Source organism: Francisella hispaniensis FSC454 (assembly GCF_001885235.1).
GTDB lineage: Bacteria > Pseudomonadota > Gammaproteobacteria > Francisellales > Francisellaceae > Francisella > Francisella hispaniensis.
On record NZ_CP018093.1, the window covers coordinates 1003376 to 1028474 of the forward strand.

The window sequence follows — 25099 nt, forward strand, 5'->3', positions numbered from 1 at the left end:
ATGATTATATACTTAATTATATTCAAATGCGATTGGTAGAGTTTATTTTGTTTGTCAAAATGGTTTATAATACTATCTGTTTTGAATTTAATAAATCTGTAGCACTATCTACTAAAAGGTAAATCATGATTACTACTAAAGAGTTACGTAATAAATTTATAAATTATTTTGAGTCTAAAAATCACTCGCATCAGCCTAGCTCATCTTTAATCCCATTTGGCGATGATACTTTATTATTTACAAATGCTGGAATGGTGCAGTTTAAAGATGTTTTTCTTGGGATTGAAAAAAGAGATTTTTCTCGTGCGGTGACAGTACAAAAGTGTTTACGTGCTGGTGGTAAGCATAATGATCTTGATAATGTAGGTTATACAGCTAGGCATCATACTTTTTTTGAGATGTTAGGCAACTTTAGTTTTGGCGATTACTTCAAAAAAGAAGCTATTAGTTTTGCTTGGGAATTTTTGACTAAAGAAATCAAACTTCCTGTAGAGAAATTGTGGGTAACTATATATGCTAGTGATGATGAGGCATTTGATGTCTGGCATAAGCATATTGGTTTAGCTAAAGAGAGAATTATCCGTATTGATTCAACAGATAACTTTTGGTCGATGGGTGATACTGGGCCGTGCGGTCCATGTACAGAGATCTTTTATGATCATGGTGAAGATGTTGCTGGGGGGTTACCTGGCACACCAGAACAAGATGGTGATAGATATATCGAGATTTGGAATATTGTATTTATGCAATACAATCGTCATGCTGATGGTTCTACTACAGATCTACCTAAACCATCAGTTGATACTGGGATGGGTTTAGAAAGAATATCCGCAGTATTGCAAAATGTTCATAGCAACTATGAGATAGATTTGTTTCAAGCATTAATTAAAAAAGCTCAGCAAGTAATAAATGCAAGAGATATAAACTCACCTTCACTAAGAGTTATTGCTGACCATATTCGCGCATGTGCTTTTTTAATTGCTGATGGAGTTTTACCAGCTAATGAGGGGCGAGGCTATGTTCTAAGAAGGATTATTCGTAGAGCTGTACGTCATGGTAATAAACTTGGAGCAAATCAGATATTTTTTTATAAATTAGTTGCTGAACTTATAAATCAGATGGGAGAAGCTTACCCACAATTAATCGATAAAAGAGAGCTGATTGAAAAAACACTTATAAAAGAAGAAGAGCTTTTCTTGAAAACTATTGAAAACGGCATAAAAATATTTGATGCTGAAATAGAAAATCTAAAAGGTGATACAGTATCTGGTGAAGTGGCTTTTAAGTTGTATGATACTTATGGTTTCCCTTTTGATTTAACTGCAGATATGGCAAGAGAAAAGGGCTTAAAAGTTGATGAACAAGTATTTTTAGCACAAATGCAGGTTCAAAAGCAAAGGTCTAAAGAGGCTGGAAAATTTAATGTTGATTATAATACTTTGATTAACTCTCAAGTTAAATCAGAATTTAGAGGATATTCAACACTGATAGAAGATGCAAAAGTTTTAGAGATATATCATGATAGTCAATTAGTTGATAGCATTACTGAAGAAGCATCAGCTGTTGTTGTTTTAGATAAAACTCCTTTTTATGCAGAGTCTGGTGGCCAGGCAGGTGATAAAGGTGTCCTTGAAGGTGTTGGCTTTGAGTTTATAGTTGAGGATGTCCAAAAGTCTGGTGAGGCAATTTTACACATTGGTAAGTTAGTAAAAGGTCGCTTAAGTGTAAATGATGAGCTAACTGCACAGGTAAGTGATCAACCTAGACTTGCTACTGCAGCCAATCATAGTGCTACTCATTTATTACATAAAGCTTTAAAAGTAGTTTTAGGTAATCATGCTGAACAAAAAGGTTCACTTGTTGATGAAAATAGACTAAGATTTGACTTTACTCATGATAAAGCGATTTCTCGTAGTGAAATAGAACAAATAGAACTTTTGGTAAATCAGCAGATACGTGCTAATTATCCTGTAGCAACTATAGAAACATCGCAACAAAAAGCTAAGTCACTAGGTGCACAAGCTTTATTTGGCGAAAAATATGGTGATATAGTACGTGTAATATCTATGGGCGATTTTTCTATAGAGCTATGTGGTGGCACGCACGTTGCTTATACTGGTGATATAGGTTTATTTAAAATAATTTCTGAAAGCGGTATAGCTTCAGGAATTAGAAGGATAGAGGCAGTTACAGCAGATAAGGCTATAAGACATACTTTTACCAATGAAAATAAAATTGTAGCGATTAAAGATAGTCTCAAAGCAAATGATGCTAATTTGATAGATAAACTAAAGTCAATGCTTGAGCAGATAAAGAATCAAGATAAGCAAATTGCTAAACTTAAAAAAGAATTATTGTCAGGCTCTAGTAATGATATCAAAGAAACTAATATTGGTGATATAAAAGTTGTTGTTGCTAATGTTGATGGTGTTGATGTCAAAACACTGCGTGATAAAATCGATGATTATAAGTCAAAAAATACTAAGGTAATCGTGGTTTTAACTACAACTAATGCCGACAAGGTACAGTTTGTAATTGGTGTTAGTAATGCTATGACAACTTTGATTAAGGCAGGAGATATTGCTAAAGAGCTAAGTAGTCATATTGATGGTAAGGGCGGCGGTCGTGCTGATATGGCTCAAGGTGGTGGTAATAACTCTGCGAATATAGATCAGGCTTTATCTCAAGTAGAAAAATTTATTTTAAATAATATAAAAAAGTAGTGGTGGCTTGGAAGTAGTGCGTAGATATTTATTAATATCGTTGGGTATATTTGCTTATTGTGTTAGTAGTATAGCTAATCCTGTAGCTGACTATACTAGCACGATAAAGCAATCAATAAATAATTCACCACAGTATAAATTTATTGGCTTTCAGCTTAACTCAAGACAAATGAGCCCGGCGATTCAGTTAGGTAGATTATTACCAAGTATAGATATCGGTGGTTCAATTACAGCAACAAATATTTTAGACCAAAGAACGATAGCTGATGGTGATATTGCTGGTGGGCGTTTTGATTCGATTCAAGGCTTGGTAACGTTGACACAGCCATTATATGATTATGGTGCATATAAGGATTTACAATCAGCTGAAGAAACAGCACAGTTTGCCCAACAGGATTATAGAACAAGTTATCAACAATTCTTATATGATGTAAGTTATGCTTATTTCAATCTTGCTAAAGCAATAAAAAACGTTCAGTATAACTCATATAATTTGAAATCAAACAAACAAAGCTTAAATGAGCTTGAAAGTAAGTTCAAAGCTGGTACTGCAGACGTTGCAGATTATGAAACTGTTAAGGCTAACTATTATATAGCTGAAGCTGATTATGCAGCTGCAGAGAGGGAAGAAAAGGTTGCCCGCGCAGAATTACGTAAATTTACTAATAATGATGATGATGTAGTTTTATATAACAATGATTTTAAAATTAAACAACCATCACCTAATACAGAAGAAGGTTGGGAAGAGCTAACAATGCGTAGCAGCCCATCATATTTAGGTTCTGTTCATACTAAAGAAAGTAAGTATTATGATTATCAATCAGCTACAAGCTCGTTTATGCCTAAAGTTAACTTTGAAGTTAAATATTCGCCTGGTTTTAATGATGTTAGTTCACTTGGTAATCCAGTATTTGATAACTTTTTACCATCTAAAGGCACGATAAATGCATTTTATTTTGGGATTAATTTGACTTGGAATATTTTTGCCGGTGGTACAGATTATGCTCAGTTGAAAAAAGCAGCTTATGATTATCAATCATCTGAGTTTACTATGATTCAAACTGGGAGGGTAGCGCAGAATGATGCGATGTATGCCTTTAGATTTGTTCAACTTAAGAAAAAAGAAATAGAATCGTTGCGTAAATCTGTTGCAGCAGCTAAGATTGCCTATGAGAAATATAAAGAACGCTATGAGCAAGGTACAACAACTATTACTCAGTATTTCATTCTTTTAAACCAATACTATCAATTTCTTATTCAACTTAACAATACTGAATTTGATTATATTATGGGATTTCTAAGTCTATACAAAACAGCTGGTATTTTAACAGCAAAAACAGTGCAAGATTTTAATAATTGGTTACTATTAGGTCAAGACGTGGAGCTATAAAGATGTATATATCAACCAAATTAGAGTGTTTTACACAACATAAGCAAAGTAATTCTCTGCCAATTTTTGTGATTAATAAGGATAACTTTACAAGTTGGCTTAGCAGTCAAGATAGTTTTTTACAGAATTTTATTAAGCAGTTTGATGAAAAAACAAAGATTATTACTGTTCCAGATAATTTAGGAAATATTCAAAAAGTAATTTGTCTTGTATCTGAGGATATGTTTGGTATTGCAAATCTACCAAATCAGCTAGCACAAGGAAATTATCATATCGAATATAGTGATGTAACTGACTTATCACTCTATCATATAGGTTTTGCTTTAGGAAGTTATAAATTTGAGAAATACAAATCTAAAATACAACAGTTAAAAGTGAAATTATATTTACCACAACAATACCAGCATATATTAGCAACTATAGAAGCTAATTATTTAGTTAGGGATATGATTACTACTCCAGCCGAAGATATGGGGCCAGCTGATATTGCTAATGTGATACAACAATTAGCCAAAGAGTTTGCTGCTGATTTTGAAGAAATAGTTGGTGAAGAACTTATTGAGCAAGGTTATATGGGTATTTATACTGTCGGTAAAGGTAGTCATAGAGCTCCTAGACTTGTGCGATTAAACTGGGGTAATATAACTCATCCTAAAGTATCAATAGTTGGTAAAGGTGTGGCTTTTGATACAGGTGGTTTAGATGTCAAACCATCATCAGCAATGCAACTGATGCACAAAGATATGGGTGGTAGTGCTAATGCTATTGGTCTTGCGTATATGATTATGAAGTATAAACTACCTATCAGATTAAGCTTGGTAATTCCCACAGTTGAAAATGCTATAGATGCAAAATCATATCGACCTAGTGATATTATTAAAATGAAAAATGGTACTAGCGTACAAGTTACTAACACAGATGCTGAAGGGCGTTTAATTTTAGCTGAACCACTATATGAAGAAGCACAGAAAAAACCTCATTATTTAATTGATTTTTCAACACTTACAGGAGCAGCTAGAGTTGCAGTTGGACCTGAGATTGCAGCATTTTTCTGTAATAATGATGATGTAGCTAACCAGGTATATAAGTATGCTCAGGCGACGCAAGATCAGGTTTGGCGTCTACCATTAGCTCATTGTTATAGAAAAAGTTTAGAAACGGAATTCGCGGATATTTCACATTGTGATTTATCACCATTTGCTGGAGCAGTAAAAGCAGCATTATTTATGGAGCATTTTGTTGGTATAAAAGATGCACCTACATGGATTCATTTTGATATGATGGCATGGAATATTAGCTCTACGCCAGGTAAACCTAAAGGTGGTGAAATGATGGCTGTTAGAGCTATGTTTGAGATGCTTAAGGATAAGTTTCCAGCTTAAATTAATCAATTGATATTAATACCACACTTCAGTAAGTTATATTTTTTAGTATATAAACATAATTAGTTTATTTACTAATACATCTGAAGTTGTATACTTTATATAAAGAGTATATAAATTATAAAATAATCATGCAAAAATCATTATTAGAACAGCTCAAGCAAGTAACAATGGTAGTTGCAGATACTGGAGATTTTGAGTTAATCAAAAAATACAAGCCAGTTGATGCTACAACAAATCCAAGCTTAATTCTTAAGGCCGTAAAAGAGCAAAAATATTCCAAATTAGTTGCAGAAACTATTAGTAAAGTAAAAACTAATAATCCAAATCTTAACAGTGATGACCTTGTCAAAGAAATAGCTATAGAGATTTTAGTTAGCTTTGGTGTCAAAATACTTGATGTCATCGAGGGTAAAGTATCAAGTGAAGTAGACGCTAGAGTATCATTTAATAGCGCAGCAACTATTGATTATGCTAAAAGGATTATTGCAAGATATGAGTCTAATGGTATCTCAAAAGATAGAGTTTTGATAAAAATTGCTGCGACATGGGAAGGTATTAAAGCTGCAAAAATATTACAAAAAGAAGGTATTAACTGTAATCTTACGCTTATTTTTGATAAGGCTCAAGCCCAAGCATGTGCTGAGGCAGGTGTATATCTAGTCTCGCCATTTGTAGGTAGAATTACAGATTGGCAAATGCAGCAAAATAATTTAAAAACTTATCCAGCAACTAGCGATGATGATGGTGTTAATTCTGTAAAAGCAATATACAATTTATACAAAAGTCATGGTTTTAAGACAATAGTTATGGGTGCTAGCTTTAGAAATGTTGAGCAAGTTATCGCTTTAGCTGGCTGCGATGCTTTGACTATATCTCCAGCTTTACTTGAGGAGCTTAAAAATCGTGATGAACACTTAGAAGTTAAATTAACAAAAAATAATGACGTTGTTACTCAATCACCACAAATTAGCGAAGCAGATTTTCGCTGGTTAATGAATGAAAATGCTATGGCTACTCATAAATTAGCAGAGGGGATTAGATTATTTACAAAAGATACAATTGAATTAGAAAATATAATTAAGCAAAACTTATAATAAAAAAGAGGTATTTTTTGATGAAGAAGCTTATATTGACATCTATATTAAGTTTTATATTTGTGGCGCCAGCATTTAGCTTTGATGATCCTAACGATATTTCACAGCTTGATAGTACTAAAGTTACTTCAAATGTTGCTAATATGAGTAATACAGTGCCAAGAGCTGCAAATGTACCACAGCAACCTATATCACGTGATTCAGTACGTAATATGCAGTCTCATCGTCAAATTATTAATCAAAGAAATAAACAAGAAGCACCACAAGTAACTAGAAAGCATTTAGGTGGCATTTCAGAAGATGATCTACAATCTCCCAGAGCAACTAAAAAATATTCTAAACAAAATCCAGCTGATAATAATTCTACTAAACAGCTTAATAACTCTAAAAATGATACGAAAAATACAGATAAAGATAAGGAAGATGAAAATCCTAATCTAGCTAATTTAGCTACGCCAGAACCAACAAATATTAGAAATAACCTTATAATTAGTGACGAAGATAAATCTCTTAATAGACAGATGATGATGAATGGTCCTCAAGGAGGTTTTCAAAACAATCAACCAAGAGGTATAGGTGGGACAAGTGTTAATATCTAGATTTAAATGTAAAAACTTTTGATGAGAATTATAGTGTTAAATAGGTTCTATGAACAAAAACTTATCAAAGCCAAATCAAAGTGCTTGCTAATCCTAAAATAATAGGTCATTAGATTATTCCAAATCCCTTTGTTAGGCAAATATATATAACACTCTATGGGAGAATAGCTCTACTATCACCATAATCTTTATGAAGGTATTTGCATTGGGTAGCTGTTTTTAGAATATAAAAGACTGCTTCTATAAATTTTCTAAGCTTAGCTGTATCTTTTGTATGTAAACCTTTTTGATTTGTAAACAAAGTTAAAATAGTTGACCAATTTGATTCTGATATATAATATTCGATACATGTTAAGTGTCTTATTTGTTTCACAAAATCATTTACACTTAACATATTTATGCAAAAGTTTTGTTCATGGAACTTAGCTAAGAGTATATCCAAGCTATATCTAAAATAAGAGTTCTAGAGCTTAAGATAATTTAATAATAAGATATCTTAAAAAGTATATTTTAAAGAATTATAGAATGACATATGACATACTAATTTTAGCTTATTTGAGCTATAGTTTTATTTTTAGATGATTCAACATAATGTTAAATTTAGTTGTCTATCATCAGCCTCGCCAAGTCTTACACCTATGCCAATCAGTCTAATAGGCTGACTTTGTTTTTGATATAACTCGGTTATTAGATTTTTTAGAGTTTGTTTATCTAGAAATTTGGCTACTCTAGTTAGACTGGTTTTGTTAAATCTAACGTCTGTAAATTTGACAACAATGCCAACTATAGATTTATAGTGCTCTTCTGACATACGGCTAGTTAATTTATCATATAAACTAGGTAATTTTTCTAAGCAAGCTTCGAGAGTTTTTAGATCTTCTAAGTATGTATTTTCTACACTTACAGATTTACGGATGTGAATAGGATTAACTTCGCGATTATCTATTCCTCTAGCATAGTTATATAAGTTATTACCAAATTTACCAAACTTATCTATAAGAATAGCTAAACTTAGTCGCTGCAAGTCTAAGCAAGTTTCGACATTCATGCTTTTTAGTTTTTCTTGACAGACTTTACCAACCCCAAAAAGTTTCTTAACTGGTAGATCTTTGATAAAATTATTAACTTGCTCAGGAGTGATTACATATAATCCATTGGGCTTATTTATATCACTAGCTATCTTTGCGAGTAGCTTGTTTGGAGCAACTCCTGCTGAACCTGTAAGCCCAGTTTTGTTGAAAATCTCTTGTTTGATAGCTTGAGCAATCAGAGTTGCACTATTTTTATATTCTCTAACATCTGTGACATCTAGATATGCTTCATCAAGAGATAAGGGCTCAACCTTATCTGTAAAAGAGTAAAATATATTTCTAATAATAGCAGATGCAGCTTTGTACTTTGCAAAATCAGTATTTAAAAGTATTAGATTAGGACATTTCTGCATAGCGATTGCTGTAGGCATAGCAGAGCGTACACCATATTCTCTAGCAATATAATTACACGTGGATATTACTCCACGATTTGGGTTTATACCGCCTACAGCAAATGGCTTATCTTTTAAACTTGGATTTGCTTTTTCCTCTACTTGAGCGAAGAAATAATCCATATCAATATGTATGATTTTTCTTACTTTAGCCATGGTTTTATTTATAAAAATCAGCAAATTCATCAATATTTGGATCTTCTTGCCATGAGTATTCTATCTCGATACTTTTTTGTTTAGCTACTTGATAACCTAGCAAATCTGCAATAAAGCCTAAGCTCATATCTATCCCAGCACTAACTCCTGAGCTACTGTAAATGTTACCATCTTTAACCCATCTCGCTCTATCTATCCATATCACATTAGGTGCGATCGATTTTGTCCAGTTAAGAGCTTTTTTATTAGAAGTGGCTTTTTTACCATTTAGCAGGTTTGTTTGTGAAAATAAAGATGATCCTGTACATACTGTAAACATATATTTGGCATCAATTGCTAATTTAGTAAGTTTTGCTATTAGATTTTTATCATTAATTAGTTGTCGAGTACCGATACCACCAGGTATAAATAGAACATATTCTTTTGCTGTTATCTGGGAGAAATCTTTAGTATTTATTTCTACTGCTTGGCTACTACTGACAATATCACCATTAATCGAATAATAGTTAATTTTAAAAACATCCTTAAAACTCCCGAAGACTTCAATCGGACCAAATACATCTAGGGTTTCCCAAAATCATCATATAAAATAGTTACTATTTCTAACATAATTTTTTTATTAAAATATTATTTAGAGATAATACCGTAAAACAAGCCATTTTTATATTAAATCATAGAGTATATAATTAGCGCTAATAAATATAAAAAGTATAACTAATATGATTTTTTTTAAAAACGTATCTTATCAAGTAGAGATAAAAGAGCTTTTTGATAGTATTAATTTCTCAATTTTCCCTAATCAAAAAATAGGTCTTGTGGGTAAAAATGGTACGGGCAAAACTACACTTTTCAATCTTATACAAGGTAATCTAACACCAGATAAAGGCGATATTGAGATTGCTAAAAATACTCGCATAGTTACTGTTAAGCAAGAGGTCGATGATTTCGAAGCTAAAGTCATAGATTATGTAGTCAATGGTATAGAATCTTTAAAACAATTGAAGATCCAAATGCAAAAATCTTTAGAGTCTGAGAACTTTGTAGATTACTCAAAATATCATGAAGAATATGAATCTTTAGGAGGCTATGCAATAGAGTCTCAAGCTGGTAAACTGCTCTCAGGTTTAGGTTTTAGCGTTAGTCAACTCCAGCAAAAGGTGAAAGAGCTATCAGGTGGTTGGCAAATACGCCTAAATCTTGCTCAAGCACTGCTGCAAGAGTCAGATATTTTATTACTTGATGAACCCACCAACCATTTAGATTTAGATGCTGTACTATGGTTAGAAGAGTATCTACAAGAATATAAAGGTTCTTTACTACTTATTTCACATGATAGAATCTTTTTAGACAATGTTGTGAAGCAAATATTTCATATCGATAATAAGAATATAGATACTTATACTGGTAACTATTCATCTTATGAAAAGCAGTCTTATGAGCAAAAAGTACTCCAACAAAAGCAGTTTGAGAAACAACAAAAGCATATTGCTCATTTAGAAAGTTTTGTAAATAGATTTAAAGCTAAAGCCTCAAAAGCAAAACAAGCACAAAGTCGTGTCAAGATGTTAGAAAAAATACAGCGAATAGAGGCTGTTAAGTCAGATTCTGAATTTAGCTTTGAATTTAAGCAGGTTAAAGAGCGTCTCGGAGGTACTTTGGTCAGTTTACAAAATACTGATCTTGGTTATGGTGATAAAAAAATTCTTAATAACGTAAAACTAAATATTTATAATGAAATGCGTATAGGTCTATTAGGTCTAAATGGAGCTGGTAAATCAACACTTATTAAATCTCTTATTGGTGATATAGACATTTTATCAGGTAAGATAGAAAAACATCCAAATCTTAGAGTAGGGTACTTTTCTCAACATTCATTAGATATGCTTGACTCTGAAGCTTCGCCATTATTACATATGCAACGTCTAGACTCGCAAGCAACTCAAGAAAAGCTTAGAACTTTTTTAGGCAGTTTTAACTTTGTGGGCGATAAGGCTTTGGCAAAGGCAGGAACCTTTTCTGGTGGTGAGAAAGCTAGATTAGCTCTAGCAATGATTGTATATCAAGAGCCTAACTTTCTGTTACTAGATGAACCAACAAACCACTTAGATATTGGTGTTCGAGAGGCTTTAACTTTGGCATTGCAGAGTTTCCAAGGAGCTATAATATTAGTTTCGCATGATAGATTTTTATTAGAATCAACAGTTGATGAATATATGCTTGTTGGTGAAGGGCAGGTTAAACCTTTTGATGGTGATATGAAAGATTATTATAAGTATATTCTCGAGATTAAAAAAACACAGAATGATACATCACCAGTACAGTCTAGTAATAATTCTAAAAAGCAAGATAGAAAACTATCTGCAGATAAAAGAAAGCAACTTAAGCCACTTCAGGATAAAATTAAAAAACTTGAAAGAGCATTAGAGAAGTTGCAACACCAAGATTTACAAATGCAACATACTCTTCAAGATCAAAGTTTGTATGATGATAAAGAAAAATTACAACAGACTTTGCTTGAGCACTCTGATTTAAAAGTAAAAATTGAAGAAATTGAATTAGACTGGTTTGTAGCACTCGAAGAATTAGAAAATATTAATCAGAATTAGGCGCCATAAGCCTCATCCCAACTACCTGTCAAACCAGCAACTTCATATTCAGTGACACGGTTTTCAAAGAAGTTAGTATGATCTGCACCATTTAGTATCCATTCTAACCATGTTAATGGATTTTTCTCAATGTTATAGATTTCTTTTAATCCTAGCTGATTTAAGCGTCTATCAGTAATATGGCGAATATATTGCTTAACTTCATCAGCTTTGAGACCTTCGATAGTACCAAGCTCATAAGCTAGTTCAATAAATTTATCTTCAAGTTCAACAGCTTTACTAGCCATTAGATAGATCTCTTTTTTGAATTGATTGTCAACTATATAAGGATTTTCTTGACAGTAAATTCTAAATAGTGCTGCGTTACCTTCGACATGCATTGACTCATCACGAATTGACCATTCAACTACTTTGCCCATACCTTTCATTTTGCCAAAACGTTGGAAATTAAGTAGCATCGCAAAAGACGCAAATAAAGCTACGCCTTCATTAAATACTGTCTTAGCAAGACATAATCCTAGACCACGACGCGTAGTAGGGTCTGCATCCATCATGAAATCAATTTTATCAGTCATTGCTTTATACTCTAAAAAAGCATGATATTCTGAGTCAGGTAAGCCTAGAGTATCATTTAGCAGCGCATATGCTCTTTGGTGAATACCTTCACGAGCTGCAAATGAACCAAGCATATTTCTTACTTCATTGTTTTTGAATAAGGGAATAAACTGATCATAATAGTTCTGACCAACTGCAACATCAGACTGGGTAAAAAGTCTTAAAATATTAGTAATATATTCTTTCTCAACTTTGGTTATTTTACCATTTTTCCAATCTGTGACATCTTCAGAAAGATCAATTTCATCTTCTATCCAGTGAGCTTTCTCATGTTTTACAGTAAGATCGACAGCCCAAGGATAATTAAAAGGTTTGTATGTTTTTGAGAAAGTAGTTAACGATGAACCTTTAACACGTGCAATCACCTCACCAGCTCGAGCCATAAGATTATCATAACCACCTATATGTACATCGCCAACAAATATCTGTGGTACGGTTCGGATGTGTTCTTCTACAAGAAGAATATTTTTATTTACTTCAGCATAGAATTTGGCTCTTTTAACATCATCATCAAGTGATATCTGCGTAAAAGGGATATCATTAGCACCAAACCAACTTTTTGCAAGATCACAAAAAGGACAATTTGTTTTTGTGTATATTTTTACTTCTACCATATTAACCTATTTTTTGTTTAAAATTTTATCAGCATTAGCCTTAAGCTCTGTAAAGCCACCTATATGTTCATCATCTATGAATATCTGTGGCACTGTTGAAATAGGGAAGATAACTTTGCCACTTTGGTTCATTTCATCATAAAACCTAGAACGTTGAGCATAATCATCAATTATAGTTTCATCGAAGGTTATATCATTTTCTTCGAACCATTGTTTTGCCCAAACGCAATATGGACAACCATTTCTAGTATATATTTTTACTTTCATAATTTATCCTTCACAAGCGATACACTCATTTTCAGACTGCTTAATCTCTGAGAACTCGACAAGTCTTTTTTTCTCGACTTTTTTAGAAATATTCTCAGCTCTATTTGAAGTCTCTGTTCTTAGATAATATAAACCTTTACAACCATATTTCCAAGCATTAAAGTGTACTTTGTGAAGATATCCACGCGATGCTCCAGCTGGGAAAAATACATTTAATGATTGTCCTTGGCATAGATATTTTTGGCGTTCACCACCTAGATAGACTAACCAATCTTGATCCATTTCAATAGCAGTTTTAAATACTTCTTTTAACTCTTTACTAAGAAACTCTAGTTGTTGAACTGAGCCGCCATTAGTAATAATATCCGACCAAACTTGTTCTGTATTTTTACCAATTTTTTCTAGCTCTTGTTCTAGATATTTGTTCTTATTAAGATGTGAGCCAACTCTTGTTCTAGAGGTAAAAGCATTTGCTTTCCAAGGTTCAATACTTGGAGAGGTATTTAAGATAAGTGAACTATTGGCATTAGGAGCTATAGCAAGTAAATGAGCGTTTCTACGTCCTGTTCCTGCCATATCTGGAGCTTCGCCTTTTTCAGCACCAAGTATTAGAGTTTCTTCTAGTGCTTGTTCTTTGATACGCTTAAATATCTCTTCATTAATTTCTTTTGCTTTTTGAGATTCAAAAGGTACACGATGAAGCTGTAAATAAGAATGAAACCCCATAGCCCCTAGACCTAGACTTCTTTCACGCGAAGCGCTATATCTAGCTTTAGCAATTTCATCACCAGCATGATCTATAAAAAATTGTAATACATTGTCTAAAAATCTAATCAGATCTCTGATAAGAGAAGTGTCTTTCCATTCATCATATTTTTCTAAATTTACAGAAGATAAACAACATACGGCTGTACGTTTTTCATCTGTAACTAAATGAATCTCATTACATAGATTTGAGCCTTTGATTGTCAAGCCAAGATCTTTTTGAGATTTTGGTAAAGCTTTGTTAGCTGTGTCAATAAAGTTTAGGTATGGTTCACCTGTGCGATAACGAGTTTCTAATATAGTTTCCCAAATTTTACGAGCCTTTATAACATCTCTTACTGTTTTATCATCTGGATCAATAAGTTTCCAATCTTGATCATTTGCGACTGCTTTCATGAAGTCATCAGTAAGATTTACAGCATGATGTAAATTTAAACACTTTCTATTTACATCACCAGTAGGTACACGAATACCTAAAAACTCAATTATATCAGGATGTGATATGTCCATATATGCTGCATATGAGCCTTTACGAGTTTTACCTTGTCTATAGGCAACCATATCAGCATCTACTGTATGCATAAAAGGGATAGGTCCAGGAGCTTTATCAGATACCGCGCGAACACTAGACCAGTGTCCTCCAACACCACCACCTTTTACTGATAACCATCTAAGCTCAGATGAATGTTCAATAAGCCCTTCTAATGAATCTGGCACATAAGATAAAAAACAACTAATAGGTAAAGATTTGACTTTTGCGCCTGGAAGAGGAGCATTAGAAAGCACAGGTGAAGCAAACATGAACCAACCTTTAGCTGCTGCATCATAAATACGCTGAGCTAGGTTCATATCCCCAAACGAGTAAGCAACAGCAGCTCGTGCAAAAGCATATTGAGGAGAGGGTTCATTTTGTAAGCAATAATAATTTGTCAGTAGTTGTTGAGCTTGTTCCGAAAGCTCACAATCTCTGGATAAATCAATATTAATGCCAAGATAGTTTTGATTAGACATGATAAAACCCTATTAAAAATGCGTATATACTAACTTTATAGTAATACTATACTAAATTAGTATAACTATTTATTCCTAGTAAAATTTTATCAATTTTTTCAAATTTTAGAATACTAAAAAGTCAAATATTGTACTTGACATTGGTGAGTCAGTTATAAGATGTAGACAGTACAATGCTTACTGTCTAAAATATCTTAAAAAATTATTTTGCTAAAATTTCAGCAGCTGCTTTATTAAGATCTTTTACAGCGTTTATAGATATTTGTAATTGTTCTCTTTCTTTGTCAGAAATCTCTACTTCGATAGGTCTAACGCCATTTGCAGAAATCTCAGTTGGAACACCAACAAATAGATCTTCATCAAGACCATACATACCAGCTTTTACTTTAGCAGCACAAGGTAAAATCATCTTTTTATCTTTTAAGAAGCTTTCAGCCATTTGAATACCTGCAGCAGCTGGAGCATAATATGCTGAGCCTGTTTTAAGTAAAGCAACAATTTCACCACCACCACTTCTAGTTCTAGATACTATTGCATCTAAGCGCTCTTGTTTAAGTTTGCCTTCTTTAACTAGTTGTTCTAATGATACGCCAGCAACATTAGACATTTTAGTAAGAGGTACCATAGTATCACCATGACCACCCATTACATATGCTTGTACTTGTTGTACTGATACATTTAGTTCATCTGCTAAAAATGTTCTGAATCTAGCAGAATCTAAAACACCAGCCATACCAACGATTTTGTTATCTGGTACACCTGAGAACTTTTGTAACATATTTACCATAATATCTAGTGGATTTGTGATACATATTACAAAAGCATTAGGGCAGTTGTGTTTAATGCCTTCACCAACTGTTTGCATTACTTTAATATTAATACCAAGTAAGTCATCACGAGACATACCAGGCTTTCTCGGAACACCTGCTGTTACGATCACAACATCAGAATTTTCTAGATCTTTGTAATCATTTGTGCCTCTAACTTTAAAATCAACTCCCTCGATAGGGCAAGTCTGTAATAAATCAAGAGCTTTGCCATTTGGCATACCATGAGCTATATCAAAAAGAACTACATCACCTAACTGCTTGATAAGTGCTAAGTGAGCCAGTGTACCACCAATATTGCCGGCACCAACAAGTGCTATTTTTTTTCTAGCCATCAAAATCTCCTTTATTGTGCTAAAAATTGAATCAAAATAAGATATTAATAATTATAACTAATAGTTTAGCTGTTATTCAATGAAAAGTTTTGTAAGCTTTATAGTTTATAATTATAATTGTATTCAAATAAACTTATTAACTAATATTGATGTTCAAGAAAATTACAAATAATCTTGGTTTAGCTATAGGTATTATCGGATTGGTTATATTTATGTTTGGTTTAACAGAAACTGATATTGCACAAAAAAATCTTATAGTTTTCTTCGCTACTTTTTTCTTGTTTTTGTCGGCAGCTATCCAAAAAGAGCCTTTTTTTACCGGTTTACAAGGTATAGCATTTCTTAGTGCTATTATGGTTTTTTATAATTTAGCTGCAATATATAATTTACTAGTATTTATATTCCTAGCATTTGTGTTCGCTATCTACTACTTCTCTAGACATAAATTAAACATTGCTAGAATATGTGCTTTTATAGGATTAGTTGCGTTATGTCTAGGTATACTCTTAGGTAGAAATGAACCAATGGTAGTATGTGGTATTGTTCTGGCAATTTATGCGGTATTTTCTATCCAAGAAGGTTATACAGTTGGTTGGATATTTCTAATACTTAATATATTATTTGCACTTGTTGCAGCTAACGCATTGTATGGTTTTTACTAATTGGGATTTAAATTATGAGAAAGTTATCATTTTTAGATAGAGTTATCGAAGAGTTTGATAGTTATGCTAGATTTACAAAAGCTCCACTAAATCCAAATAGAAAATCTCCTAGCACTGTTGCTATAGATGGAAAATTATCCGAAGTTGAAAAAAAACATTCAGCTGGTTTGATGAGAGTTGACTATACTGGTGAGATTTGTGCTCAAGGTTTATATAGAGGGCAAGCAAGTGTAGCTAAATCACCGCAAACAAAAGAGCATTTATATCATGCTGCTGCTGAAGAATATGATCATTTAGCATGGTGTGGTGAGAGACTTCAAGAACTAGGAGCTAAACCTAGTTTACTTAATCCGTTTTGGTATTGGGCTTCATTCGGTATCGGTGCAGTTGCTGGATCTATCAGTGATGGCTTGAGTTATGGTTTTGTAGTTGAGACTGAAAAGCAAGTAATGAAACACCTTGATTCACATCTAAAAAGTTTGCCTGTGAATGATAATCGCTCACGAGAAATTCTCAAACAGATGTATATTGATGAGTCAGAACATGCCGTTGAAGCAGAAAAAGCAGGTGGTAAGAGGTTACCCAAAGCAGTAAAAGCTGTTATGAAATTACAATCAAAAGTAATGACTACACTTGCATATAGATTTTAATTTGATTTTTATAGTGGACACTTTCTTAGCTGAGACTTATATAGATTTGTATAATCTTTAACCTTTAAAGCAATTTTTTTGTCTTGAGCAATTTTAATATGGTTCTTTAAAGTACCTGCCTTGTAGCGCTTAAATCCAGTTGCTCCGAGCATATAAGCCATATATAAATCTGAATAATCTGTCATTTTGATATTTAAAATTTTTGAGAGTTGTGCCATGTACCAGCCAATAAATTCTACGCTATCATCAAAGTTATTACGCTTAGCATTTGATTTGATTTGTTGTTGAAAGTGTTTCCAAGTACTATCTATTACTTGGGCATATCCATAAGCTGATGAATATTTGTTTTTTGCATTTGCATCAAAACGCGACTCTTGATAAATCAAAGCCATAACAAAGGCTGGCTCAAGTTTGTATTTCGCTTGGGTTTGTTTGAGTGATTTTCTCCAGTTAGGATGCTGTTTGAGTATTTCACATACCCCTGCATTAGTATCTATATTTGTTGTTTCGGAGCAGCTTAGTAATAATAAGCAAAATAGAGTTACTACAAAGTATCTAAAACCAAGTTTCATCAACATAATATTAGCTTAAGTAATCATTGATAATATAAAGGGTAAGGAATATATAAGATTATTTCTAGTGTTTTATATTTTTTTATTGGTTAAAATCATCTCCAACTATTTCTTTAATTACAATCCCTGCTATAGTCAAACCAAATAAAGATGGCATATAACTTAGCGTACCATTCGTTGCTCTAGATCTACCTTGTTGGTTAGTCTCTGGATTTTTTGGTGGTAGCGGTGCGATACTTTTTTGAGTTGAAAATACTGCTTTGATGCCTTTTTTCACTTTTTGTTTTTTTAGGCGTGTTCGCATAGCTCTGGCTAGGGCACAAACATCAGTATTGTAGATATCAGCTACTTTTATTTGAGTTGGATCAGTTTTACCACCTGCTCCCATACTTGATATCGTTTTGATACCTAATTCATGAGCAGTTTTGACTAAATTTACTTTTGCATTTAGAGTGTCTATAGCATCGATGACATAATCATAGTTTTGTTGAGTAAGTAAATCTTGGCTATTTTCAGGATTTATAAATGTTTGCAGAGCACTAACTTGACATTGTGGATTGATATCTATTATGCGTTGTCGCATGACTTCTACTTTTGGCATACCTATAGTGCTGTGCAGCGCAACGAGTTGACGATTAATATTAGATGGGTCAACGATATCCATATCAACGATTGTCAATTTACCAATACCAGCTCTAGCAAGAGCTTCGATTACAAAAGAACCAACACCGCCGCATCCGGCAATAAAGATATTAGCATTCTCAAGTTTTTCCAAACCATTATCATTAACTAAGATTGCTGTTCTTTGTGTGATAGCATTTATCATAATTTATGAATACACCTTGTTTAAATCGTTTATGTAATTATAGGCAAATAGATTAGCATAAGTTTCACCAGTGACGTGATCAACTTCATTTATATCTAGTTGAACAGGTAGCCAATCTGTAGTATTAGTTAAAATTTTATTATTATCTAAAACAAAGCCATTAACGATTGCATTAGCGTTTTTCATGAATTTATCATAGTTAAGTCGCGTCACTATAGAATCTTCTTTAAGAGCAAATAAGTATAAAGGAGTTCTTGTTCTTTCGCCAAAATCAACTATATCGGCAGCTTTCATAGTTTTGATAAGTTCTGAATTAGAGAAAATTTTCTCATTAAATAAGTCATACATTGAGTTATTACCAGTTGGTATAGCATAATGAGAAGCTGATTGCTGATGAGGATATTTTTTGTATAAGGCACTATTAAATATTGCCCCAGCAAATGCTATATTTGGAATATGTTTTTGTAGAAATAATGATTTAAAAGTATAATGTTTACCAGCAATATTACATTTTTCTTGTGGAAAAGTAGAGCACTGCATTTCAAAAAAACCTTTATCAAAGTCATTTACAGAAATACTTTTTGATATATTGCTGTAGTATAGATAGCTCATTAATGTATTAGCCATTAATCCTGGTTTTAGTATAGATGTAGCAAGCTTGCTATGTAGTGCATATTTTTGTGAATCATTATCATCGGTCATAAAATTTAAAGTTGTATCGCTTATATCATATGCACCACTTAAACCTGCAGCGGCTCGATATCTGTAGAGTTTATCTAGTTTATTAACCCCCTTACAGTTACCTCGCCATCCTAAGCACTTAGCGCTCCATATTGAGTATCCACCACCTTCTGAATAACCTACTGAGAAAAGATTAAGTGTAGCACTAGTTTCTAGATTATACTTTTTACGGATTTCATTACTAACATCATTTAGTAAATCTACTGCTGTATTTACGGTTTGTTTAGGGTATAAAACATAAGGATGATAATTTTTGTAGTCATCACCTTGGCCAATATAATCCGGTGCAACAACAATATAACCATTTGCAGCATATAGAGCAGCATAAGTAACATCAAAAATAAGGCTTGTTTGATTATCTTTACTAAAGTTTGATGGTACGCCAACATTATCAAATACAGTAGGGTGATAGTATAGGATAACACCTCTAGGCGATTTAGTATCAGGTAGCATTAGTAGTCCAGATACGTTTGAGGTAATCTTACCTGTCGCAGCAAAAGTATTTGTTGTTTGATATGTTATCTTCTCAAGTTTAATATTCTTGATATCAGTATTTCCTAATGAATCAATATCAATACCATATTGTTTAACATTATTAATGTTTTTATCACAATCCTGCTGAGAGAGATTTTTATTACAAAAGTATTTTGTTTTGAAGTCTTTTACTACATCTGCTGTTTTCCAAGTAGTTGTGTCTACAACATTGCTGTAGCCTAGACAAGAAAACAAAGTTAAGCTTAAAAGTATGGTTTTTTTCATATTTAAAACTAGCTCTAAAAATTTTAAGTCATTATTTTAGCAATTATAAGTTCTTTAATCTAATTCAATATTCCTAACATCTGTAACTGTCATACCAGCTTGTAAAGCACTTATAAGCCCTGGAACACCATCTTCAAAAACATGACATTCTCGAGGTTTTAAGTTATATTTATCTGCAATCATAGTAAAAGCTATAGGAGTATTTTTACTTGGATGATTGTCATCAGCAGTTATAATTTCATCAAAAAAATCTCTAAGTCCAAGTACATCAAGAGATTTGTATACATTTAATTTTTTACCACCAGATATTACTAGCATAGGTATTCTATTATGATAGTATTTAATCAAATCAACAATAGGTTCGATAGGTTTTGTTTGGCTTAGTAGCTCATAAGACGTTTTTTTTATCTCTGCAGCTATTTTAGGTGTTTGGTTATCATCGAAATTAAAAACTTCTTTTAGAATATATTCGCTAGGTAAACCATTATATTTATCGAAGTCTACGGATTCAATTTCTACCTTTGTATTTTTTAGAACATTAAGCCATGCATTTATATGGATATCCATGTTATTTGCGATAGTACCATCACAATCAAAAATTAGTAATTTAGTATTTTTATGTACAGGTAAAAGCATATTATTTTCTGAAATCAATATTATTAGCGATATTATATACGATAAATAGAGTTGACATAAGTGTAATTAATAAGCAAAATTACAAGCGCTAATTTAGATAAATTGACCATAAAACTTTATTAAATGGAGGATGAAATTATGGTATTAGTAGGTAAAAAAGCACCACTATTCAATGCACCAGCTGTTCTAGGTGATGGTGAGATTGTTGATAGCTATGATTTTGCAAAAGCTATTCAAGGTAAGTACGCTGTTGTGGTATTCTATCCATTAGATTTTACATTTGTGTGCCCATCTGAACTTATCGCTTTAGATAAAAGAACAACTAAGCTTAAAGAGCTTGGTGTAGAAGTTGTTTCTGTATCAATTGACTCGCATTTTACTCATAATGCGTGGAGAAATACACCAATAAATGATGGTGGTATCGGCCCAGTTAAATATACTATGGTTGCTGATATTAACCAAGAAATCGTTAAAGCATATGATGTACAGTCTGCAGGTGGTATGGCTTTTAGAGGTACTTTCTTAATCGATAAATCTGGTGTAGTACGTCATCAAGTAGTTAATGATCTGCCATTAGGTAGAAATATGGATGAAGTTATCAGAATGGTAGAAGCTTTACAATTCCACGAAGAGCATGGCGAAGTTTGCCCAGCTGGTTGGAAAAAAGGCGACCAAGGTATGAAAGCTTCGCCTAAAGGTGTTGCAGAATATTTATCTGATCACGTTGTCGATCTATAAAAAATTATTCATCATATAAATATTTCTAAACTTTAAAAATTCTTGGTACTTTAAGCTGTATAGATGAGAAATGTTTTTATAACTTTGTTAAGTTTGTTTTTGCTAACTTATAATAGCTATGCAGCTGACCAAGTTTATGATATAAATACTCAAAAGCAGCTTACCCAAACTGATAAAGCCAAGAAGGCAATTAAAACAGATAGTTCAGCGGTCGATGTTGTAGAGCAATATGAGGGTGAATCTATAGTTGCTGGTAATACTTTTGATGTTGGTAAAACACTTCTGAAAATAACTCACGCAGATAAAATTAAGCCGCCATTTTTTAATGGTATAGATAATAATGTAATATTTTCTCAAGCAATGCTTAATACCCAGCAAGAAACGGGTGATCCTGAATTTATTCTATTATCACGCCAAAATGGATTACTAAAAGATAATTATCTGTATTTGGGTGGAATGGCTTCATTCAACCCAACTTGGGGTAGGTATACTAGAAATAATATTCCCTCGAATTCTGTCAATAATTACAGTTTAGAATATTATATGTTAAGTACTTTAGGTGAATGGACATCTATTTTTGCTTCGCTAAATACTTATGCAATTGATGGGCAATGGAGTACTACACCAGGTGGTGTGTACTTTATTGTTGGTAATTTAAATAAGTTACCTGTGTACACATATGCGGCATTATCAACTGTTAATTTTGGAAATTTTGATGAGACAACTAACTTTATACCAACTTTGACGCGTACGTATTTCATGCAGTCTGGCGGTAATGTTAACTTATCATATAATAAAGATGGACTGCAAGCAAATTTTGTTTTTTTAGCATCACCAAAAAGTAGTCTGTTACAAGTTGCTAATGCCTATAATGGTAATGCTAAGTTAGGCTTTTCTGTAAATATGAAATATACCCAAGATTTACAAAATGTTGGTGATTATTGGTACCTTGGTGCCGCGTATTCAAATGTATCAGGTTTTACAAATGAGCATAATGATAATATAGGTGTCGCAGATTTTAATTTTGGTATGAACATTAATAGATTTGAGTTTATCAATGAATTTGTTTTTACTGATAAAGGAGTTACAAAAACTACTAATCTCTCTGGAGGCTTTAACCTAAGAGAAGCATTTGCTACATCAATATTTCCTGATCTAAATACTAATCAATTTCTAACTAGTGGTGGTAATGTTTTTGGCTGGTCTTCACAACTTGATTATACTGCTAATCTTTATAATAAAGATTTTGTACCATTTGTTAGCTATTCACAAATCCAGCAAGCATCAGATAATTATTCAGCAGCTATAACTAGTGGCTTTAGATATAATATTTTTGCTGACGGTTGGCTTGGTTTTAGTTATACATATATCAAAGGTCAGGCTAAAAGTTTTGCTCAGCAAGATAACATTATGGCTATGTATTTAAGAATATTTATTTGAGTATATTTTACTGTCTTTGCCTAAAAAAGATAAATCTCATAAAGATAGTAATTGATTTGCTATAGTGGTATATTAAGCACAATGAAAAAAAGTGGGGATGATTTGTGACTACTTTACCATTATGTTTAAAGTGTCAATCAGAATATGTCTATCAAGATGATCAATTGTTGATTTGTCCTGAGTGTGGTTATGAATGGCAAGCCGATGAAACTGGTTCTAATGAGTTGGTAATTAGAGATTCAAATGGAAATTCTCTTGCAGATGGAGATTCAGTAGCTATAATAAAAGACCTAAAACTAAAAGGTTCCTCCCAAGTTATAAAGGTTGGTACTAAGATAAAAAATATTCGCTTAGTTACAGGCGATCATGATATTGATTGTAAGATTGATGGCTTTGGCGCAATTAAACTAAAGTCTCAGTTTGTAAAAAAAGTATAACTATTATGAAGTTTGAAAGATTACTATTTTTGATAATTTTTATATCTATTTATAGTTTTTGTTATGCATATTATGTCAAAGATAATGGTAAGAAAATTATCGTTAGTAAAAAAGTAGCAAATACGATTGATGATATAGAAATTCAAGAGGGTGAGTCACTTACTCAACAACAAATTATTGACATAATCGAAAATAGTAGCGGCTCAACAGAAGAATTATAAGTACATGTTTAGAAAATTAGTTGCTCTAGCAAGTATTTTTACAATATCTACATTTTGTCTAGCTAGTGCTGATCAGACAAATGCACAGTCAGAGTCTTCTAGTTCTTTAAACAATAATTATTCCCCAGAGAGTATTCGTAAGCTTGAATCTAATGCATTTAGAAGAGTTTTTCCTAATGAGGCTTATATACAAGATAACGTTCCTTTAAGCTCAGAGCAACTTGAAAAAGCTGCGCAACAGGCTATTCAGGATTTATCAGTTAAAGAGGGTGAAGCATTAACCGATAGTGAAAAACGTGCACTTGCTAAGAGAACATTTGATAATAAGATTAATAATGCTCTTAATATTAATGCTATTAAAACTTCTTTTTTTAATGGTTTTCGTGTTAGTGAAACTTTCACCCATGCAATGCTAAATACACAACAAGATACTGGTGATCCGCTGTTTATGCTACAAGCACGTCAACAAGGGATCTTAGCTGATGATTATATCTACATGGGAGCAAAACTTGCCGTAATTAACTGGCAAAGATTAAACAAAGCTCCACTTGGTGGTGAAACTAAATTATTTACATATTCGATAGAGGCTTATGCAGCTTCAACTATCTCAAAATGGTTTAGTGCATTAGCAGGATTTACGCTTTATCAAGATCATCGTAATGGCTTTAATATAACACCTAATACTATATACCTGATTTTAGGTAATCTCTCAGAAAGTCCATTTTTTGGCTATGTAGCAAATTCAACAGTAATGTATGGTAACTTTGACATAGTATCAAACTATGTTCCAACATTGACTCGAACATATTTTATGCAGTCAGGTGGTAATATTAACCTTTCTTACCATACCCAAGATTTACATTTAAATGCCGTGCTTTTAGATGCTAATCCTAATAGTTACTTTAATGTCACAAATGCTGGAAGTAAAAGTGGAGTAGGTTTTGCTCTAAACAGTAAGTATATTTATCAAATGGAAAAAGCTGGGGATTATCAATTTCTTGGTTTAGCTTATTCAAATGTTTCAGGATTTCAGACAAAAAATGGTGGTAATGTTGGTACGTTTGATATCAATTATGGTTTGGCAGTTTCAGATATAAACTTTGAAGCTGAAGCATTAATAACTGATAAAGGAGTAGGAGGGATTAATAACTCATCTTCGGTTAGCCCAAATAATATTGCAGGTGTTCCTTTTTTTGGCTCGGTAGCTCCAAGTGCTAAATTGATATATGATGGCTTTTTAGGTTCAGGCGCTAATGTAGCATCATGGTCTGCACAAACAAGTTATACTGCTACAGTTTTTAATAGAAGGGTTATCCCATATGTTGATTATTCTCAAATTCTTCAAAATACTAAAAACTATTCATATCAATATGGCGCTGGCTTTAGAGTTAATGTATTTTATGGTTCTTGGTTAGGACTTGATTATACTAATATAAACTCACGTAGTTCAAATTTTAAGGAAACCCAGAACTATCTTTCTATAAACTATACATTATATTTATAGTGATCTGTTGTTATAATTAGTCATTAGTAATGATATATAACCA

23 protein-coding genes and 1 pseudogene are annotated in these 25099 nt (G+C 32.7%); 13 read left to right on the forward strand and 11 right to left on the reverse strand.

Annotation, left to right across the window (positions count from 1 at the left end; genetic code table 11):
• The first annotated feature begins 125 nt into the window (after positions 1-125).
• The 5 genes from alaS to FSC454_RS04900 all read left to right on the forward strand — a co-directional run bounded on the left by alaS (position 126) and on the right by FSC454_RS04900 (position 7191).
• Positions 126-2723 carry an alanine--tRNA ligase gene (gene alaS / locus FSC454_RS04880; protein WP_066046297.1) on the forward strand — a complete coding sequence of 866 codons (2598 nt, stop codon included), beginning with the start codon at positions 126-128 and terminating at the stop codon, positions 2721-2723.
• Between the two features lie 7 nt (positions 2724-2730).
• Complete coding sequence (ftlC, locus tag FSC454_RS04885) at positions 2731-4113, forward strand: TolC family protein FtlC (protein WP_014548395.1); 1383 nt, start codon at positions 2731-2733, stop codon at positions 4111-4113.
• 2 nt (positions 4114-4115) lie between these two features.
• Positions 4116-5495: a M17 family metallopeptidase gene (locus tag FSC454_RS04890; protein WP_066046296.1), complete on the forward strand. Its 1380-nt coding sequence runs from the start codon at positions 4116-4118 to the stop codon at positions 5493-5495.
• A gap of 131 nt (positions 5496-5626) precedes the next feature.
• On the forward strand, positions 5627-6592 hold the full coding sequence (gene tal / locus FSC454_RS04895) for a transaldolase (protein WP_066046295.1): 966 nt from the start codon (positions 5627-5629) through the stop codon (positions 6590-6592).
• Between the two features lie 20 nt (positions 6593-6612).
• On the forward strand, positions 6613-7191 hold the full coding sequence (locus FSC454_RS04900; RefSeq protein ID WP_066046294.1) for a hypothetical protein: 579 nt from the start codon (positions 6613-6615) through the stop codon (positions 7189-7191).
• Positions 7192-7345: 154 nt separating this feature from the next.
• Here FSC454_RS04900 and FSC454_RS10225 read toward each other — a convergent pair whose 3' ends face one another.
• From FSC454_RS10225 to FSC454_RS04915, 3 genes and pseudogenes are all read right to left on the reverse strand, one after another.
• On the reverse strand, positions 7346-7564 hold the full coding sequence (locus FSC454_RS10225) for a hypothetical protein (RefSeq protein WP_167359443.1): 219 nt from the start codon (positions 7562-7564) through the stop codon (positions 7346-7348).
• Between the two features lie 210 nt (positions 7565-7774).
• Positions 7775-8830, reverse strand: a complete 1056-nt coding sequence (dinB, locus tag FSC454_RS04910; protein ID WP_066046314.1) for a DNA polymerase IV — start codon at positions 8828-8830, stop codon at positions 7775-7777.
• A 4-nt stretch (positions 8831-8834) separates the two neighbouring features.
• Positions 8835-9439: pseudogene (locus tag FSC454_RS04915) on the reverse strand (DJ-1/PfpI family protein).
• 110 nt (positions 9440-9549) lie between these two features.
• Here FSC454_RS04915 and FSC454_RS04920 point away from each other — a divergent pair.
• Complete coding sequence (locus FSC454_RS04920) at positions 9550-11436, forward strand: ABC-F family ATP-binding cassette domain-containing protein (protein WP_066046291.1); 1887 nt, start codon at positions 9550-9552, stop codon at positions 11434-11436.
• On the opposite strand, the gene FSC454_RS04925 is transcribed toward FSC454_RS04920, so the two are convergent.
• The 4 genes from FSC454_RS04925 to mdh all read right to left on the reverse strand — a co-directional run bounded on the left by FSC454_RS04925 (position 11433) and on the right by mdh (position 15870).
• On the reverse strand, positions 11433-12665 hold the full coding sequence (locus FSC454_RS04925) for a ribonucleotide-diphosphate reductase subunit beta (RefSeq protein WP_066046290.1): 1233 nt from the start codon (positions 12663-12665) through the stop codon (positions 11433-11435). The genes FSC454_RS04920 and FSC454_RS04925 overlap by 4 nt on opposite strands.
• A gap of 6 nt (positions 12666-12671) precedes the next feature.
• A complete protein-coding gene (locus FSC454_RS04930) occupies positions 12672-12932 on the reverse strand; it encodes a glutaredoxin (RefSeq protein ID WP_066046289.1) in 261 nt (86 codons plus the stop codon).
• Between the two features lie 3 nt (positions 12933-12935).
• Positions 12936-14708, reverse strand: a complete 1773-nt coding sequence (locus FSC454_RS04935) for a ribonucleoside-diphosphate reductase subunit alpha (RefSeq protein WP_066046287.1) — start codon at positions 14706-14708, stop codon at positions 12936-12938.
• A 202-nt stretch (positions 14709-14910) separates the two neighbouring features.
• A complete protein-coding gene (gene mdh / locus FSC454_RS04940) occupies positions 14911-15870 on the reverse strand; it encodes a malate dehydrogenase (protein WP_014548384.1) in 960 nt (319 codons plus the stop codon).
• 149 nt (positions 15871-16019) lie between these two features.
• Between mdh and FSC454_RS04945 the strand changes: the two genes are divergently transcribed.
• Complete coding sequence (locus FSC454_RS04945) at positions 16020-16532, forward strand: MFS transporter (RefSeq protein ID WP_066046285.1); 513 nt, start codon at positions 16020-16022, stop codon at positions 16530-16532.
• 14 nt (positions 16533-16546) lie between these two features.
• Positions 16547-17182 carry a 2-polyprenyl-3-methyl-6-methoxy-1,4-benzoquinone monooxygenase gene (gene coq7 / locus FSC454_RS04950; protein WP_066046283.1) on the forward strand — a complete coding sequence of 212 codons (636 nt, stop codon included), beginning with the start codon at positions 16547-16549 and terminating at the stop codon, positions 17180-17182.
• Between the two features lie 8 nt (positions 17183-17190).
• Here coq7 and FSC454_RS04955 read toward each other — a convergent pair whose 3' ends face one another.
• From FSC454_RS04955 to FSC454_RS04970, 4 genes are all read right to left on the reverse strand, one after another.
• Positions 17191-17760, reverse strand: coding sequence for a transglycosylase SLT domain-containing protein (locus FSC454_RS04955; protein WP_066046282.1), 570 nt, complete (start codon positions 17758-17760; stop codon positions 17191-17193).
• A gap of 76 nt (positions 17761-17836) precedes the next feature.
• Entirely contained in the window at positions 17837-18580 is a 744-nt protein-coding gene (locus FSC454_RS04960) for a tRNA threonylcarbamoyladenosine dehydratase (protein WP_066046280.1), read from the reverse strand.
• A gap of 3 nt (positions 18581-18583) precedes the next feature.
• Positions 18584-20080 carry an alpha/beta hydrolase family protein gene (locus tag FSC454_RS04965; protein ID WP_066046278.1) on the reverse strand — a complete coding sequence of 499 codons (1497 nt, stop codon included), beginning with the start codon at positions 20078-20080 and terminating at the stop codon, positions 18584-18586.
• A gap of 54 nt (positions 20081-20134) precedes the next feature.
• Positions 20135-20716 carry an HAD family hydrolase gene (locus FSC454_RS04970; RefSeq protein WP_066046276.1) on the reverse strand — a complete coding sequence of 194 codons (582 nt, stop codon included), beginning with the start codon at positions 20714-20716 and terminating at the stop codon, positions 20135-20137.
• A 138-nt stretch (positions 20717-20854) separates the two neighbouring features.
• Here FSC454_RS04970 and FSC454_RS04975 point away from each other — a divergent pair, with 138 nt between their 5' ends.
• From FSC454_RS04975 to FSC454_RS04995, 5 genes are all read left to right on the forward strand, one after another.
• A complete protein-coding gene (locus FSC454_RS04975; RefSeq protein ID WP_014548376.1) occupies positions 20855-21454 on the forward strand; it encodes a peroxiredoxin in 600 nt (199 codons plus the stop codon).
• Between the two features lie 63 nt (positions 21455-21517).
• Positions 21518-22894 carry a hypothetical protein gene (locus FSC454_RS04980; protein ID WP_014548375.1) on the forward strand — a complete coding sequence of 459 codons (1377 nt, stop codon included), beginning with the start codon at positions 21518-21520 and terminating at the stop codon, positions 22892-22894.
• 104 nt (positions 22895-22998) lie between these two features.
• Complete coding sequence (locus FSC454_RS04985; protein ID WP_066046275.1) at positions 22999-23331, forward strand: zinc ribbon domain-containing protein YjdM; 333 nt, start codon at positions 22999-23001, stop codon at positions 23329-23331.
• 5 nt (positions 23332-23336) lie between these two features.
• Positions 23337-23552, forward strand: coding sequence for a hypothetical protein (locus FSC454_RS04990; protein ID WP_066046272.1), 216 nt, complete (start codon positions 23337-23339; stop codon positions 23550-23552).
• Positions 23553-23556: 4 nt separating this feature from the next.
• Complete coding sequence (locus FSC454_RS04995) at positions 23557-25056, forward strand: hypothetical protein (protein WP_066046270.1); 1500 nt, start codon at positions 23557-23559, stop codon at positions 25054-25056.
• The last annotated feature ends 43 nt before the right edge of the window (positions 25057-25099 follow it).

What these genes read in the sequence shown, in the direction of transcription:
- mdh (WP_014548384.1), bottom strand. Translation starts at nt 15,870, where the DNA reads ATGGCTAGAAAAAAAATAGCACTTGTTGGTGCCGGCAATATTGGTGGT.
- FSC454_RS04900 (WP_066046294.1), top strand. Translation starts at nt 6,613, where the DNA reads ATGAAGAAGCTTATATTGACATCTATATTAAGTTTTATATTTGTGGCG.
- FSC454_RS04920 (WP_066046291.1), top strand. Translation starts at nt 9,550, where the DNA reads ATGATTTTTTTTAAAAACGTATCTTATCAAGTAGAGATAAAAGAGCTT.
- FSC454_RS04925 (WP_066046290.1), bottom strand. Translation starts at nt 12,665, where the DNA reads ATGGTAGAAGTAAAAATATACACAAAAACAAATTGTCCTTTTTGTGAT.
- FSC454_RS04965 (WP_066046278.1), bottom strand. Translation starts at nt 20,080, where the DNA reads ATGAAAAAAACCATACTTTTAAGCTTAACTTTGTTTTCTTGTCTAGGC.
- FSC454_RS04970 (WP_066046276.1), bottom strand. Translation starts at nt 20,716, where the DNA reads ATGCTTTTACCTGTACATAAAAATACTAAATTACTAATTTTTGATTGT.
- FSC454_RS04955 (WP_066046282.1), bottom strand. Translation starts at nt 17,760, where the DNA reads ATGTTGATGAAACTTGGTTTTAGATACTTTGTAGTAACTCTATTTTGC.
- FSC454_RS04945 (WP_066046285.1), top strand. Translation starts at nt 16,020, where the DNA reads ATGTTCAAGAAAATTACAAATAATCTTGGTTTAGCTATAGGTATTATC.
- coq7 (WP_066046283.1), top strand. Translation starts at nt 16,547, where the DNA reads ATGAGAAAGTTATCATTTTTAGATAGAGTTATCGAAGAGTTTGATAGT.
- dinB (WP_066046314.1), bottom strand. Translation starts at nt 8,830, where the DNA reads ATGGCTAAAGTAAGAAAAATCATACATATTGATATGGATTATTTCTTC.
- FSC454_RS04960 (WP_066046280.1), bottom strand. Translation starts at nt 18,580, where the DNA reads ATGATAAATGCTATCACACAAAGAACAGCAATCTTAGTTAATGATAAT.
- FSC454_RS04935 (WP_066046287.1), bottom strand. Translation starts at nt 14,708, where the DNA reads ATGTCTAATCAAAACTATCTTGGCATTAATATTGATTTATCCAGAGAT.
- FSC454_RS04930 (WP_066046289.1), bottom strand. Translation starts at nt 12,932, where the DNA reads ATGAAAGTAAAAATATATACTAGAAATGGTTGTCCATATTGCGTTTGG.
- FSC454_RS04975 (WP_014548376.1), top strand. Translation starts at nt 20,855, where the DNA reads ATGGTATTAGTAGGTAAAAAAGCACCACTATTCAATGCACCAGCTGTT.
- FSC454_RS04980 (WP_014548375.1), top strand. Translation starts at nt 21,518, where the DNA reads ATGAGAAATGTTTTTATAACTTTGTTAAGTTTGTTTTTGCTAACTTAT.
- FSC454_RS04990 (WP_066046272.1), top strand. Translation starts at nt 23,337, where the DNA reads ATGAAGTTTGAAAGATTACTATTTTTGATAATTTTTATATCTATTTAT.
- FSC454_RS04995 (WP_066046270.1), top strand. Translation starts at nt 23,557, where the DNA reads ATGTTTAGAAAATTAGTTGCTCTAGCAAGTATTTTTACAATATCTACA.
- tal (WP_066046295.1), top strand. Translation starts at nt 5,627, where the DNA reads ATGCAAAAATCATTATTAGAACAGCTCAAGCAAGTAACAATGGTAGTT.
- FSC454_RS04890 (WP_066046296.1), top strand. Translation starts at nt 4,116, where the DNA reads ATGTATATATCAACCAAATTAGAGTGTTTTACACAACATAAGCAAAGT.
- alaS (WP_066046297.1), top strand. Translation starts at nt 126, where the DNA reads ATGATTACTACTAAAGAGTTACGTAATAAATTTATAAATTATTTTGAG.